The sequence below is a fragment of the Thioalkalivibrio sp. ALMg9 genome (genome assembly GCF_000380625.1).
Lineage (GTDB): Bacteria > Pseudomonadota > Gammaproteobacteria > Ectothiorhodospirales > Ectothiorhodospiraceae > Thioalkalivibrio > Thioalkalivibrio versutus.
On record NZ_AQYC01000008.1, the window covers coordinates 186279 to 199825 of the forward strand.

The 13547-nt window shown below is 69.7% G+C and carries 15 protein-coding genes; 3 read left to right on the top strand and 12 right to left on the bottom strand.

The window, feature by feature from the left end:
* Window positions 1–203: 203 nt before the first annotated feature.
* Both F792_RS0106135 and F792_RS0106140 read right to left on the bottom strand, forming a co-directional pair.
* Window positions 204–1301 carry a diguanylate cyclase gene (locus tag F792_RS0106135; RefSeq protein ID WP_018168819.1) on the bottom strand — a complete coding sequence of 366 codons (1098 nt, stop codon included), beginning with the start codon at window positions 1299–1301 and terminating at the stop codon, window positions 204–206.
* 112 nt (window positions 1302–1413) lie between these two features.
* Window positions 1414–1785 carry a DUF5362 family protein gene (locus F792_RS0106140; RefSeq protein ID WP_018144985.1) on the bottom strand — a complete coding sequence of 124 codons (372 nt, stop codon included), beginning with the start codon at window positions 1783–1785 and terminating at the stop codon, window positions 1414–1416.
* A gap of 212 nt (window positions 1786–1997) precedes the next feature.
* On the opposite strand from F792_RS0106140, the gene F792_RS0106145 reads away from it, so the two are divergent.
* On the top strand, window positions 1998–2480 hold the full coding sequence (locus F792_RS0106145; protein WP_018168820.1) for an FHA domain-containing protein: 483 nt from the start codon (window positions 1998–2000) through the stop codon (window positions 2478–2480).
* A gap of 19 nt (window positions 2481–2499) precedes the next feature.
* Window positions 2500–4221, top strand: coding sequence for a serine/threonine-protein kinase (locus F792_RS0106150; protein ID WP_018168821.1), 1722 nt, complete (start codon window positions 2500–2502; stop codon window positions 4219–4221).
* On the opposite strand, the gene F792_RS0106155 is transcribed toward F792_RS0106150, so the two are convergent.
* The 3 genes from F792_RS0106155 to F792_RS0106165 all read right to left on the bottom strand — a co-directional run bounded on the left by F792_RS0106155 (window position 4218) and on the right by F792_RS0106165 (window position 7201).
* The gene (locus F792_RS0106155; protein ID WP_018168822.1) at window positions 4218–5273 is read right to left on the bottom strand and encodes a LysM domain-containing protein; all 1056 of its coding nucleotides are present in this window, start codon (window positions 5271–5273) and stop codon (window positions 4218–4220) included. The genes F792_RS0106150 and F792_RS0106155 overlap by 4 nt on opposite strands.
* A gap of 47 nt (window positions 5274–5320) precedes the next feature.
* Complete coding sequence (locus F792_RS0106160) at window positions 5321–6157, bottom strand: PP2C family serine/threonine-protein phosphatase (RefSeq protein ID WP_026305913.1); 837 nt, start codon at window positions 6155–6157, stop codon at window positions 5321–5323.
* A 93-nt stretch (window positions 6158–6250) separates the two neighbouring features.
* Complete coding sequence (locus F792_RS0106165; protein ID WP_018168824.1) at window positions 6251–7201, bottom strand: PDC sensor domain-containing protein; 951 nt, start codon at window positions 7199–7201, stop codon at window positions 6251–6253.
* A 170-nt stretch (window positions 7202–7371) separates the two neighbouring features.
* Here F792_RS0106165 and F792_RS0106170 point away from each other — a divergent pair, with 170 nt between their 5' ends.
* Window positions 7372–7875 (top strand): GNAT family N-acetyltransferase, encoded by a 504-nt coding sequence (locus tag F792_RS0106170; protein WP_143592439.1) that lies wholly within the window; start codon window positions 7372–7374, stop codon window positions 7873–7875.
* A 2-nt stretch (window positions 7876–7877) separates the two neighbouring features.
* Here the strand turns inward: F792_RS0106170 and F792_RS0106175 are convergent, their stop codons facing one another.
* The 7 genes from F792_RS0106175 to F792_RS0106205 are packed head-to-tail and all read right to left on the bottom strand — an operon-like array spanning window position 7878 to window position 13405.
* Complete coding sequence (locus F792_RS0106175) at window positions 7878–8084, bottom strand: hypothetical protein (protein ID WP_018168826.1); 207 nt, start codon at window positions 8082–8084, stop codon at window positions 7878–7880.
* A gap of 52 nt (window positions 8085–8136) precedes the next feature.
* Window positions 8137–9141 (bottom strand): hydrogenase expression/formation protein HypE, encoded by a 1005-nt coding sequence (hypE, locus tag F792_RS0106180; RefSeq protein ID WP_018168827.1) that lies wholly within the window; start codon window positions 9139–9141, stop codon window positions 8137–8139.
* Window positions 9138–10226, bottom strand: a complete 1089-nt coding sequence (gene hypD, locus F792_RS0106185; RefSeq protein ID WP_018168828.1) for a hydrogenase formation protein HypD — start codon at window positions 10224–10226, stop codon at window positions 9138–9140. Before hypD ends, hypE begins: the two co-directional genes overlap by 4 nt.
* Complete coding sequence (locus F792_RS0106190; protein ID WP_018168829.1) at window positions 10223–10477, bottom strand: HypC/HybG/HupF family hydrogenase formation chaperone; 255 nt, start codon at window positions 10475–10477, stop codon at window positions 10223–10225. The genes hypD and F792_RS0106190 overlap by 4 nt, the downstream gene beginning before the upstream one ends.
* A gap of 4 nt (window positions 10478–10481) precedes the next feature.
* Window positions 10482–12791 carry a carbamoyltransferase HypF gene (gene hypF, locus F792_RS0106195; RefSeq protein ID WP_018168830.1) on the bottom strand — a complete coding sequence of 770 codons (2310 nt, stop codon included), beginning with the start codon at window positions 12789–12791 and terminating at the stop codon, window positions 10482–10484.
* Window positions 12788–13048, bottom strand: a complete 261-nt coding sequence (locus tag F792_RS0106200) for a hydrogenase maturation nickel metallochaperone HypA (RefSeq protein WP_018168831.1) — start codon at window positions 13046–13048, stop codon at window positions 12788–12790. Before F792_RS0106200 ends, hypF begins: the two co-directional genes overlap by 4 nt.
* A gap of 9 nt (window positions 13049–13057) precedes the next feature.
* Window positions 13058–13405 (bottom strand): DUF3024 domain-containing protein, encoded by a 348-nt coding sequence (locus F792_RS0106205; RefSeq protein ID WP_018168832.1) that lies wholly within the window; start codon window positions 13403–13405, stop codon window positions 13058–13060.
* Between the last annotated feature and the right edge of the window lie 142 nt (window positions 13406–13547).

Genomic DNA, 13547 nt, shown 5'->3' on the forward strand with positions numbered 1-13547 from the left:
AGCTACATAAGCAAGCCGCAACGCGGTCAGCGGGCCCATTTTCGTCAACAACGGGCGGCCGAGCCCTCAAGGGGTTGGCGCCCCATTTTTCCCGATCCTGCGTTGCGGCGCTTGACCGTAGAGTGACTACGGCGCTGCGCACCGCGCCTTGTCTCGGAAAAAATGGGGCACCAACGCGGACGTGCGAATTAATCAGCGTCTCCCTAGCGCACCTCGATCCGGCTACGGCCGTTCTTCTTGGCGGCGTACAGGGCCTGGTCGGCACGATTGAAGGTGTCGACCCGGTCCTCGCCGGGGCGGTATTCGGTGACACCGAAGCTCGCGGTCAGCCGCCCCACCGTCTCGAAGTCGAAGGCGGTGATTCGCGCCTGCAGCTCACGGGCAGCGACGAGCGCCTGTTCGCCGCGCGTCTGCGGTAGCAGCACGAAGAACTCCTCGCCCCCGATCCGACCGATGGCATCCACCTTGCGCAGGTTCTGCCGCAGCAGGCCGGCGAACTGGCGAAGCACCCCATCGCCGGTGCTGTGTCCCCAGGTGTCATTCACGGACTTGAAGTGATCGATGTCGATCAGGATGACCGCGAACGGTTCACCGTAGCGCTCGGCCCGTGCGCGTTCATCGTCGAACAGGCGCTCGATATGCGCACGGTTCCACAAGGAGGTCAGTTCGTCGATCCGGGCGGCACGGGCCAGCTGCTGTTGTTGCAGGAAGGTGTGCTTGTGGGCCTTCTCGAGGATGAAGGCGCTCAAGCAGCCGAAGGAGAACGCGGCCAGGGCCCACATCAGGTGCAGCTGCAGCAGATCCGCCTCCAGCGGCTGGCGGAAGGTGGCGGCGATTACCAGCGCGATGATGGCGGTTGCGGCAATCACGGCCTGGCGCAGGGCCAGTCCGGAGATCGCAAACGTCCACATGATGCTGAGATAGATCTCGGGGGCGAATATCAGAAACTGCGCCGAACCAACGTTCAGATGCAGGTTGGCCGCGTTCGCTACCACTGGTGCCAGGGTCAGCAGCACCCACATCAGCGGCTGCAGGCGCTGATCGAAACTCATCAGCCCGACCGCCAGCAGCAATCCCGGCACCAGCAGGGCATGGGCCACAAGCCTCGAGGTGTGCAGGTCGGTGGCCACCGATTGCTCGAGGACGGCGTACAGAAAATACAGCAGGGCCGTCAGGAACGCGACGTAGCGGGCCTGCGGGATCCGCACCTGGCGATGCCAGGCCGCGAAAGCCCGTCGAGCGTCTGAGTCTTCCCGGTGCAACGGGTTTCCCAGGACCCGCAGGCGCCTGATGATGTCCAAACCCTGACTCCTATAACCGTTCAGGCCGCAGCGTGCGGATCCGGACGTGTCGCCGCCGCGGCCCTGCGAACGGGCCATGCGAAACGTTAATCGAAAGTGGCGCCCGCCGGGACTACTGCATGTGGCCGAAGCCGCCCATCAGGCCGGCGCCGATGCCGAAGATCATGCCCAGGACCATCAGGATCAGGTAGATCAGCAGCAGCACGCCAAAGATGGTGAAGTAGATGCGCAGGCGGCCGAGGGCGTACTTGATCGCTTCCGGATCGGCACTTTCGTAGGCGCGCTGGGAGGCGCCGGCGGCCTGCATCAGGACCACGCCGGCCCAGATCGGGATCCAGGCGATGATGATGCCGATGATCGACAGGGCGGTCAGCACGCCCGAGATGATTAGCATCACCCCGATCAACTGCATCCAGAATTTTCCGCGAACGAGCGGCTCGATCAGTCCACGGAGGTCGGCCCCGTTGGTGGTGTCCTGTTCCATGTTCAGACTCCTTGTCGTGATGGGCGGATGGCCGGAGCATAGCAGGCCCTTTCATGGTGTGACGCATTCGTTGTTTTGGTGCGCGCCGCCCGTGCATACTCGAGCAGGTGACAACCCGAAAAACAGGGCCACGCAAGGCTCGTGAAGCAGGGGGATGTATGAGCGACCAGGGACGACGCAGGGATGCCGGCCGCAGCGGGCCGCAGGGGACAATGCTGTTTCAGGGACAGGCCTTGCCCGAGCAGGAAAGCGCCGCGGACACCGCCAGCGGGGGGGCGCCCCCCGGCGGCCACCCGGTGCTGGTGGGGATCTCCGAGCCCTTCGGCCAGCAGCGCCTGACCTTGAAACCGGGCAAGCGCTCGGTGGGGCGTGAGGCTACCAATGACATCGTACTGCAGGAGGGCAGCGTCTCCTCGCAGCATGCCTGGCTGGTCAACGACGGCGGCGAATGCCGGGTGGTCAATCTCTTGTCCACCAACGGCACCTGGGTAAACGACGAAAAGGTGCACGAGGCTGCGCTGAAGGACGGCGACCACGTCCGTTTCGGGCGGGCCGAGTTCGTGTTCCGCCGCCGCGACGACGGTTCCGATGCCCGGCCTGGCCGTGGGCCTCGGTCACGCTGGCGCTGGCTGGGCATCGCGGTTGCGGTCCTGGTACTGGCGGCCGTCGCGCGCATCCTGCTCGAGACGGTTTGAGGCTCAGGGTCGCCGGCGCATGCAGCGGATCGGACGCTACGGGGTCGGCGAGGAGATCGGGCGCGGTGCGATGGCCGTCATCCATCGCGGCTACGACCCGGATATCCGGCGTCCGCTGGCGATCAAGTGCCTGCAACCGGACTACGCCCGCCGGCCCGAGTACCGCCGGCGCTTCCTGGCCGAGGCGCGTGCCGCCGGCACCCTGACCCACCCGGGCATCGTCACCATCTTCGATGTCGGCGAGTCGGATCAGCAGCCGTTCATCGCGATGGAGCTGCTGGACGGCATCACCCTCGCGGAGTTCGCGGAACAGTTCCGGCCGCTGCTGCTGCGCAATGTCCTGAAGATCGCCATCCAGCTGGTGGAGGCCCTGGACTATGCCCACCGGCATGGCGTCGTGCACCGTGACATCAAGCCCGAGAACATCATCGTCACCAGCGCCACGGCGAACATCAAGGTGATGGACTTCGGCATCGCCCGCACCCTCAGGGACCCCGACTGGCGCGCCGACGACGACTGGCTTGCCGAGGACGACGACGGCTATATCGCAGGATCGCCGCACTATATGGCGCCGGAGCAGGTCCGTGGCCGCGATACCGACGCTCGTGCCGATCTCTATTCCGTGGGCGTGGTGCTGTACGAGCTCCTGACGGGGGCCACCCCGTTTCGCGGGCATGATGTCGAGACCCTGCTGACCCGGGTGGTCAAGGATTCGGTCCCCGCACCGCGGGTCATCGTGCGCGACTGTCCGCAGGAACTGATCGAGCTGGTGTTGCGCCTGCTGGCGAAGGAGCCGGACGAGCGCTACCAGTCGGCCGGCGAGCTACTGGTGGACCTCGAGCGTATCGACGAGCAACGCGCCGAGCGCGAACGGGCAGGTGCCGGGCGTCGGATCATCCCGCTGCGTCTGCGCTGGGCCGCGGTCATGGGGGCACTGGTGGCGGTCACCCTGGTTGTCGGCGGTACGCTGGTACACCAGAAGCAGAATGAGGTGATGACCGACCTGGCGTTTGACTATGGGGCCACGCTGGCGCAGATCATCTCGGTGGAGAGTGCCGAGGACCTGTTGCTGGAGGACACCATCGCGGTCCAGGGCCGCCTGCGCGACATGCAGGCGAACCGGGAGATCGCCCTGCTGAGCGTCGTGGACCACCGCGGCGAGGTGGTGGCCAGCAGCGACCCGGAGGTCCTGGGCCAGCCCTACGAGCCGCCTTCCGAGGACCGCCTGCTTCAGCGTCGCGACGGCCAGGCCGTGTGGTCCGTCACCGGGCGGGATGGCGCAGAGCTGTTCATGTTCGAGGCCCCGGTTCGCTACCAGGATCATCACCTTGGGCAACTCCAGGTCGGGCTGTCCACGGGGTCGCTGCGCGCGGCGAACGAGGCCACCTTCATGGCCTTGCTGATGCTCACGCTGGTCACCCTCCTCGCGGTGCTCCTGGGGGCCTACGTGCTCGCCCGGCGTCTTCAGGCGCCGCTGGACCGCCTGCGCGGGGCGCTGGACCAGATCGGTCAGGGGCGGCTCGATACCCGGATCCGTGCCCGTCGACACGACGACTTCGAGCGGGTCTTCAGTGCCTACAACGCGATGGCCGACTCGCTGGAGGCGCGCATGAAGCGCCGGGTCGCCGGGACGCCCGAGTGCAGCGCTGCCGGGCCGGTTGCTGACGGCGACCGCACCCAGGAGCTCGCATCCGACGAGTTGCCGATCGAAGCCACCTCAAGACGTACCGCTACGGATTAACTCCGGTCGTTCTCGCGGTCCAGGGCATCCAGGCGGCGCTGCAGTTCCAGGGCTCGCAGGCGATAGCCGCGCGCCGCCTCGAACCCGGGGTCGATCGCCAGGGCCTCGTCCCACAATGCGATGGCGGTCTCCAGGTCCTGGTTGCGGTAGCGCACGATGGCCTCCGCGTGCAGGGCCTCCTTGCGCTGTTGCTCCAGCTCGTCAAGGTGCTGGCGCGCGGTCGCGTGTTGCGGGTCCTGTTCGAGCACCCGGCCGAAGGCCTCCAGCGCGTTTCCGGTCGCGCCTGCAGAGCGCGCCTCCACGCCCCGCTGGTGCCAGTAGCCGATCGCCGCGTCGCGCGAAAGGGGGTCCAGCCAGCTGGCCCATTCGTTCTGCGCCTCGGGGTGCTCGCGGGCCAGCTCCACGACCTCCAGCGCCGCGCCATAACGCCCGGCTGCCAGGTCGGCCTCGATTGCGCGGCGCAAACCGTCCTCGCTGACGCCGGGCGCGGCGTCGGGGTCCAGAGCCATCAGCTGTTCGTCCAGATCGGTCTCGCCACGCTGCGGCCCCGCTACATCCCGCGGGATGCGCAGCCGTTGCCCGACGAGCAGTCGGTCCGGGCGTTCGATGTCGTTGTAGCGTGCGAGGATCACAAAGCGGGTGGCATCGCCGAGGTGCTCACGCGCCAGCCCGCCCAGGCTGTCGCCCGGCTCGACCGTGTGAACGAAATAGGCCTCGCCCAGGGTCGCCTGCGGATCCCCGGAGAGCTGTTCACGCAGGCCGCGGGCGGCGCGGTTGCCCGGATCATCTGCGAGGATCCGGTCCAGTGCCGAGCGTGCCCGGTCCATCTCGCCGCCCTGCAAGAGCTGCACGATCTCGGCGATCTTGAGGCGCTCGTCCTGCCCCTCACGGGCGATCGGGTCGGACGGGGCCTCGTCGGTCGCGGCGACCACGTCCTCGGCGGACTCCGCCTCGGGGTCGAACAAGCCCTGTAGCTGCGCACAGCCGGACAGGAACGCTGTCAGTACGACAAGCAGGACGAGGCGAAGCAGCGTGGTGTGGGCTGGCATCATGGCAAGGACTGGTGCGGCTCGGCGAGTCCGCGAGTATACGGTCGGCATCAGTCCAGCGGCCACAGCAGGATCGCAAGGGCCGCAGCCAGTAGCGCCAGCAGGCCCAGCGTGGGCCCAATGCGCGCCTTCAGGTGCCGGCGCCAGAAACGCCCGCGCGGCGGCCCGCTCCGCCATGCTGCCAGGGCCACGTTGTCACCCTTGGCTCCGCCGCGTCGCGCCGCTTCGACGGCGGCGCTCGCGGTGGCCGAGTCGAGGTCCGGGCTGTCCAGCAGTTCCGCGATCTCGATCGGTCCGATCTGTTCCCAGAAGCCGTCCGAGCACAACAAGAAGCGCGTGTGACGGGTGACGGGGGCCTCGGCGTAGTCCACTTCGATCGGGTCGACCACGCCGAGGCCTCGCAATAGCCGGTTCTGCTCCGGGTGCGTTGCCATTTGCGCCTCGCTTATTACCCCCTCGTCGACCAGCTGCTGGACCCGGGTGTGATCGCGCGTGCGTCGCTGAAGGGTGTCGCCCTCGAAGTGGTACAGCCGGCTGTCGCCGCAATGGGCCCAGCAGGCGGAGGTCGGGGTCACATACAGTGCCACCAGCGTGGTGCCGGGGCGTTGTGACGGATCGGTACCCCCGGCCTCCAGCAAGGCTGCATGGGTCTCGTGGAAGAGAGCGTGGAGCAGGTCACGGGCATCGGCAGCCTGCCCCGCGTAGCGGGTCCACAGGCGTTCGGCGGTCGCGATCGCGGCGTGCGAGGCGCGTGCCCCGCCCTCGTGGCCGCCCATTCCGTCCGCGACCAGCAGCAGGGCGCTCTGCCCGTCCGCGTTTTGTAGCACGGTCACCGCGTCCTGTTGCTCGGCGCGGCCACCCATCTCCCTGGCGTATCCGGTTTCCATGTGCGTGTGGCCCCGCTGATCCCGCGACCATGATGACCGAGTTGATCGGCGCGCGACAGCCCCGGGGGGAGAAGCGCATCGATCCGTGTCTCCCTAGCCGGTGGCGCCGATCCAGAACTGGATAGAGCGGCCGAGGAAGTCGTCCCAGGTCATGTAATGCGAGCCGTCGCACGAGAAGGTCAGGCTGATCATGCCGTTGAACAGGTTGATCGAGGCGGAACGCAGGTACACGGTCTCGTCGGCATAGCGCAGCGCGCGCAACGCCTCCAGCACGCGGCCGACGTCCTCCCTCGGGATCAGCGCCTCCGCGGGGTATGGCTCGTGCGGAAACGCCAGGCAGACGTCCGGGTCGCCCAGGGATTCGTGGGTCAGGATGCGGTAGCGGTACGGGTCCTCGGTGGTCCACAGCGTGGCGCGCGAACTGGAGAAGTGAAATACGCCCTGGAACACGCCGCGCTCGGTGAACAGTTCTTCCAGAATGGCCAGGGCGGTGTCCATGTTCTGGTCCATCAGGCTCTCGGTGCGGCTCTGCAGGAACAGTGTCCCGCGAATCGACGGATCGCCCTTGATCTGGCGCCACTCGCTGGGTTCCTCGTACAGGTCCTCGGAGAAGTCGGGCAGGTTGCGCAGGTCGAAATCCGCGCCGAGAAAGCCCAGCGCATTGCCTTGGTCGTCGCGCACCAGCTGCAATGAGGTCAGGGATGGCCGGCGTCCGAGCAGGCTGATGTAGGCATCCGACAGCAGGAAGCCGTCCGCGGGCACGGCCTCCTTCATGTACGGGCGCTGCGAGCGATCGCGCCCGAAGTGTTCCGGCAGTACGCCAGTGCGCGAGATGTTGTCCGAAAGCTGGACCCCCTCGGTATTCAGCGCATACACGAAGGTCGCCTCCGGGATCTGGCGGATCGCCTCCTCCAGGATCGAGTCCAGCGCCTCGCGGCGTGGCCACGCCGCGCTCAAGCGGCTGGCGATCTCCGCCAGGGGTTCATGCAGTTTGTCCTCGAGGTAGTCGCGCTGGTGCTCGATCGCCTTTTTCAGTTCCGTCATGGTGCGGTGTCGTCTCCTTTCGGTGCGCCACGATTATCCCTGATCGGGGATGGCGTTGTCGTGACGGCCCGCGCGGGCCGTTTGTCCCGGCACTTCGGCCCGTCGAACAGGTCCGAGCAGGAACCATGCCGACGACGAGTCAGCCTGTGCCCGATACTGCGAACATGCCCATGACGAAATCTACCGAATCCCTCCGCCCGGCCCGCCCCGGCGATCTCGACGCTATCAATGGGCTGGTGGCCGAGGCGGTCGAGGACTGGCCCTTGCCCGAGCGCGTGCGCCGGCTCGCCCTGCCGGCCTACCGCTATACCGAGGCCGATCTGATGTTCCTCGAGGTGACGGTGCTGGAGCGTGCGGGCGAGGTGGTCGGCGCCGCCGCCTGGGAGACGGCGGAGACCCGCGAGCTGCCGGAGGGTGCCGCCGATGGGCTGTTGCTGCATGGCCTCTACGTGGGGCGAGCCGCCCGCGGGCAGGGTGTGGGCCGGCAACTGGTCGAGGCCTGCCGGAGCGCCGCGCACGAGGCCGGGGTGGCCGGGGTGCTGGTCAAGGCCCAGGCCTCGGCGGCCAGCTTCTTCGCGGCGATGGGTTTCGTCCCGGTACCGGTGCGCGATCGCGACCGTGACTACGAACAGCGCTACTGGTGGGCGGTGGAAGGTTCGCCCGTCGCCGGCTGACGTCAGCGTCGCGCCCGGTGGCGGCACCAGCGGGCACCGAACAGGCCCCCGACAATGGCCAGCATCAGCAGCCCGAGGGGCCAGAGATGCTCGGGTGAACTCAGGAAGTGGAGCAGCGAGAAGGCGTCCCCGTGTCCGTGGCCGGGGTGGGCCAGGACGGGCGTGGTGGCCAATGCTAGAGCGGTTCCCATGAGGGTGCGCAAGTTCATCTCGGGGTCCTCCTGTCGTTCTGACCCACCATAGCGCGACACGCAGGCCGCTTCAGCAAATACGTGGCAGTTGCTCGCCGGCCGGCAGGATGACGCGGCGCTCCACGCCGGTCGCCAGGCGCCGGATGACGGCCGGTTCGCCCGCCTCCGCCCGTCCGATGGCAACGGCCCCGGCTGTCTCCGCGCGGGTCCGGAGAATCCTCAGGGCCTGAGCGGCCGCGTGTTCCGGAACGGCGGCCAGGAAGCGGCCCTCGCAGGCGGAGTGCAGCGGGTCCAGACCAAGGATCTCGCAGGCCCCGCGCACGTCGTTGCGCACGGGGATTGCGGCGTCCTCCAGCACCAGCCGGCAGGCGGAGGCATCGGCCAGCTCCTGCAGGGCGGCGATCGCACCGCCGCGGGTCGGGTCGCGCAGCGCGCGGACTGGCACGCCGGCGGCCAGTAGTGCGGCCACGGCCCCGGCGACCGATGCGCTGTCACTGGGGATCGGCGGGTCCAGGCCCAGGTTTTCGCGGGCGGCGAGGATTGCGACACCATGGCGGCCAAGATCGCCACTGGCGAGCAGTACATCACCGGGCCGGATCGCGCCCGGCGTGATCTGCACGCCTTCGGGCACGACGCCCACCCCGCTGGTGCTGATGTAGACCCCGTCGCCGCGCCCGGCCTCCACCACCTTGGTGTCGCCGGCGACCACCCGCACGCCGCATTCCTCTGCGGCCGCCTGCACCGAGGCGAGGACGCGCCGCAGGTCGTCCAGCGGCAGCCCCTCCTCCAGGATCAGGCCGAGGGTCAGCCACAGGGGGCGCGCCCCGGCCATCGCCAAGTCGTTGATCGTACCGTGCACCGCGAGCCGGCCGATGTCGCCACCCGGGAAGAACAGCGGCCGCACCACGAAGCTGTCCGTCGTCATTGCCAGGCGCCCGCCCGGGGCGTCGAGCACGGCAGCATCGGGGGCGGCGAGGGCCGGGATGCCCAGCGCCGGCAGGATCACCTCGTCCAGCAGCTTCGCCTGCATCCGCCCCCCGCCGCCATGCGCGAGGCGTACGACGTCGGTGGTCATGCCTCGCCCCGATAGTGCAGGTAGGCCGCGCAGGCCCCCTCGGAGGAGACCATGGGCGCGCCCAGCGGGGTATCCGGCGTGCAATCGCGGCCGAAGGCCGGGCAGTCGGTGGGGCGGCGCAGCCCGCGCAGCACCTGGCCGGCGATGCAGGGGCCATCCCCGATCGCCTCGGGTGGGACGAGCCCGAAACGGGCCACGGCGTCGAACCGGGCGTATTCCGGGCGCAGCCCGAGGCCGCTGGCGGGCAGGCGTCCCATGCCACGCCATTCGCGCTCGACCGGCTCGAAGACGCGAGAGACCGCAGCGCGCGCGGCTGCGTTGCCGTCGTCCGGCGCGGCCCGGTCGTAGCGGTTCTCCACCCGGGCCGCGCCGCGTTCCAGTTGCTCCACGCAGGCGTGGATCCCGGCCAGCAGGTCCACCGGCTCGAAGCCGGTCACCACGATCGGGACCCGGAAGCGTTCGGCGATCGCGTGATAGGCGGCCGCCCCCTCCACCGTGCAGACATGGCCGGCGGCCAGGAAGCCCTGGATGCGGTTGTCCGGGTCGGCCAGCAGGGCCTCCATCGCCGGCGGTACCAGCGAGTGCGAGACCAGCAGCGACAGGTTGGCCAGGCCCAGGGCTTCGGCCTGCAGCACGGCGATTGCGGCGGCCGGGGCGGTGGTCTCGAAGCCCACCGCCAGCAGCACGACCTCGCGCTCCGGGTGTTCGCGCGCCAGCGCCACCGCATCCAGCGGCGAGTAGATCACGCGCACCTCGCCCCCGGCCGCGCGCGCCGCGTTCAGGTCCCCCAGCGCCCCGGGCACGCGCAGCATGTCGCCGAAGGTGCAAAGCATCACCTCCGGGCGTCGGGTCAGCAGTACCGCCTGGTCCAGGGTCTCGGCCGGGGTCACGCAGACCGGGCAGCCGGGCCCGTGGATCAGCTCGACGGCGTCCGCCAGCAGTTCATCCAGGCCATGGCGCAGGATCGCGTGGGTCTGGCCGCCGCAGACCTCCATCAGCGTCCAGCGCCGGGTGCAGGTGGCGCGGATCGCTTCCACCTGACGCAGGATCAGCGCCGGGTCGCGGTATTCGTCCAGGTGCTTCACGGGCCCTCCGGGGCGGGCGGGTCGTGCGCGGGGATTTCGCGCAGGGCCGCCAGGGTGCGTTCGGCAGCGGCCTCGTCGAGGGTGGCGATCGCGATGCCGGCGTGGACCAGCACGTAGTCGCCGGGCCCGGCCTCCGGGGTGCAGGCCAGCGAGACCACGCGCGTGACGCCACCGAAGGCTACGCGCGCCTGGCGGAACAGCGGGTCGACACCGTCCACGCTGTCGATACGACCGGGGATGGCAAGGCACATGGGCTCAGTCTCCGTTCGGGGGCACCGCGGCCCGGCGCCCGATCAGCGCCTGGCCCAGCGCCAGCCCGCCGTCATTGGGCGGGATGCGTTGCGGCCACAGCGGACGGAAGCCGGCGGCCTGCAGCGCGTCCACGCATTGTTGCAGCAACCACCGATTCTGGAAGCATCCGCCGGTCAGCGCCACGGTTTCCTCGCGCCCGGCCCGGGCGGCCTCCACGGCGAACCCGGCCAGCGCCCCGTGCAGGCGGACGGCCATACGGCTGGCCCCGGCGCCGTCGGCATGGTCGGCTAGCAGGGTCGCGACCAGCGGGCCCCAGTCGGCCTGCCAGGGTGCCGTTGCTGTATCCAGCGCAATGCCGGCGGTGCCGAGTCCGTATCCCGTGGCCTCCGCCGCCTGCTGCACGAGCATGGCCGCCTGCCCCTCGAAGCCGGCACCGGTGCGTAGCCCGCCCAGCGCCGCGACCGCGTCGAACAGCCGCCCGACGCTGGACGTCCAGGGGGCGTGGATCCCTCGCTCCAGTGCCGCGAGCAGCGGGTGCCATTCCGCAGCGGTAAACAAGGCCCGCGCGGGGCTCGCCTCCAGCGCGGCCGGATCGCCGTCGAAGTGGGCATGCAGCAGGCCCAGCAGGGCGCGCCGGGGTTCGCGTATCGCGGCCTCGGCCCCGGGCAGGCGGAAGGGCCGCAGATGACCCCGCCGTTGAAAGCCCCCGTCGGCGTCCACTGCCAGGCATTCGCCGCCCCACAGCATGCCGTCCTCGCCGAGGCCCATGCCGTCCCAGACCAGCGCCACGGCCGGTTCGCGTACCCCGTGCTCCGCCAGGCAGGCCGCCGCATGGGCGTGATGGTGCTGTACGGCGACGACCGGAGGCCCCCAGGCCCCGGCCAGCGGCGTGGAGGCGTAGTCGGGATGCCGGTCGCAGGCGACGCGCGCGATGTCCACGCCACAGAGCTCGCCCAGTGCGCGGGCCTCGCCAGCCAGCCGGTGCAGGGCCGCATCGCTGTCCAGGTCGCCGACGTGGGCGCCGACGACCACCTCGTCCTCCAGGGCCAGGGCCGGGGCGGCCTTCAGGTGGCCCCCCAGTGCGAGGGTGACGGGCCCGGCGTCTGGCAGGGGCACTCGCAGCGGCGCATACCCGCGGCCGAGGCGCAGGCATTGCGGCCGGCCCGCGGCGATCTGGAACACCGAATCGTCCAGTGCCCGCGCGATCGGCCGATCGTGGTCCAGGATCCCGTCCGCGATCATGCCCAGTCGGGTCACCGCCTCCGCGGTGTCGATACAAAGGGGCTCGCCGCCGCGGTTGCCCGAGGTGCAGACCAGCGGGCCGGCGAAGGCCTCCAGCAGCAGGTGATGCAGTGGCGTCGCCGGCCGCATCAGTCCCAGACGGTTGAACCCCGGCGCCACGCCCTCTGCCAGCGGGGCGCCGGGCCGGCGGTCCACCAGCACGATCGGTGCCTCCGGCGCATCCAGCAGCGTACGTTCGGCGCCGGTGGCACGTGCCACTTGGTCCAGCCAGTCGCCATCCGGCAGCATGACCGCCAGCGGCTTCTCCGGGCGCTGCTTGCGCGTGCGCAGGCGGACCACCGCATCCTGGCGGGTCGCGTCCACCAGGAGCTGGAACCCGCCCAGACCCTTCAGCGCCAGGATCTGCCCCTCGCGCAGGGCGTTGACTGCCGCGTGCAGGGCCGCATCGCCGGTGGCGTGTTCGCTTCCGTCCGGGCCGCGCAGCTTTACCTGCGGCCCGCAGTCCGGGCAGGCCATGGCCTCCGCGTGAAAGCGCCGGTCCCCCGGGGCCTCGAACTCCGCCCGGCAGGCCGCGCACAGCGGGAATCCGTCCAGGGTGGTCTGCGAACGGTCCCAGGGCAGGGCCGTCGCTATACTCCAGCGCGGCCCGCAGGCCGTACAGGCGGTAAACGGGTAGCGGTGGCGCCGCGCCGCGGGGTCACGGATCTCGGCGAGGCAGTCGGGGCAGGGTGCACGGTCCGGTGCCAGGGCCGGCGCGCCGCCCTGCCCGGGGCCCTGAACCACGCGGAAGGTGGTATCGCCGACGGGGCGAGATGCCGTCACGGTGATCGCATCGACCCGCGCGGCCGGCGGGGCCTCCTGCTCCAGGGCAGCCCGCAGCGCGACGAGCGCGGCCTCTCGTCCCTCGGCCTCGATCACCACGCCGGACGGCGTGTTGCCCACCGAGCCGGTGATGCCGAGCCGCCGGGCCCGCTCCGCGACAAACGGCCGGAAGCCAACGCCCTGAACCCGGCCGGTGACCACCAGGTGCCAGCGCGCAGGCGACGGGGCGCGTGTCGCGGCGGCGCTCACGCCACGTCCAGGCTCCGCAGCAGGATCTGCTGGGCCTCGGGGTGGGTCTCGTCGTCCGAGGTTTCCACCTCCAGCTCGGCCCCCTCGGCGACGGTGCCGCGGGTGCCGTCCTCGAAGTGCTCGCGGAAATGCTCCGGCGTGATATGCGACAACGCGCCCAGCCATACCCGCACGCGGGTCACGCGCCGGGCGTTGTTGTCGGCCGCCACCTGCTCGATCTTGCGCATCAGGTCGGCCATCAGCGAAAACTCGTGCATCCGTGTTCCCTATCCGAAAAAACAGGCGTATTCGTCTTTCTCCACCACCTGTAGCACGTCCTCCAGCGAGGCGAGTTCCGGGTGTGGGTCGTAGCCATGCCATTTCAGGTCTGCCCGTTGCCAGTAGAGTTTCCACCGGCCCGACTTGCGCACGAACGTGGCCTTGAATACCGGGTTTTCCACGATCCTCGAAGCGTCATCCATCAGCGGGCGCACCTCGTACAGCGACACGCTCTGACCTTCCAGACGCCAGACAAAGTCCAGACGGTCTCGAACATGGGCGGGCGGTCGGCGCCTTTCCATGAACGCCTCCATCACCTTTTCGATCCGTTTGCGCTCGAGTTCGCTCAGGGCCATTGTTATCCGTTCTCTGGTTGTAGCCGGGCCAAGGAGGGGCTTTCCAGCCGGCCTTCGCGAACGCGATGATGCCGGCGGTACCCGGTAGTCTAGAGTTTGTACTACGTGCAGGCGCGGAATCGACCCGCCCGGGCACGGTTGC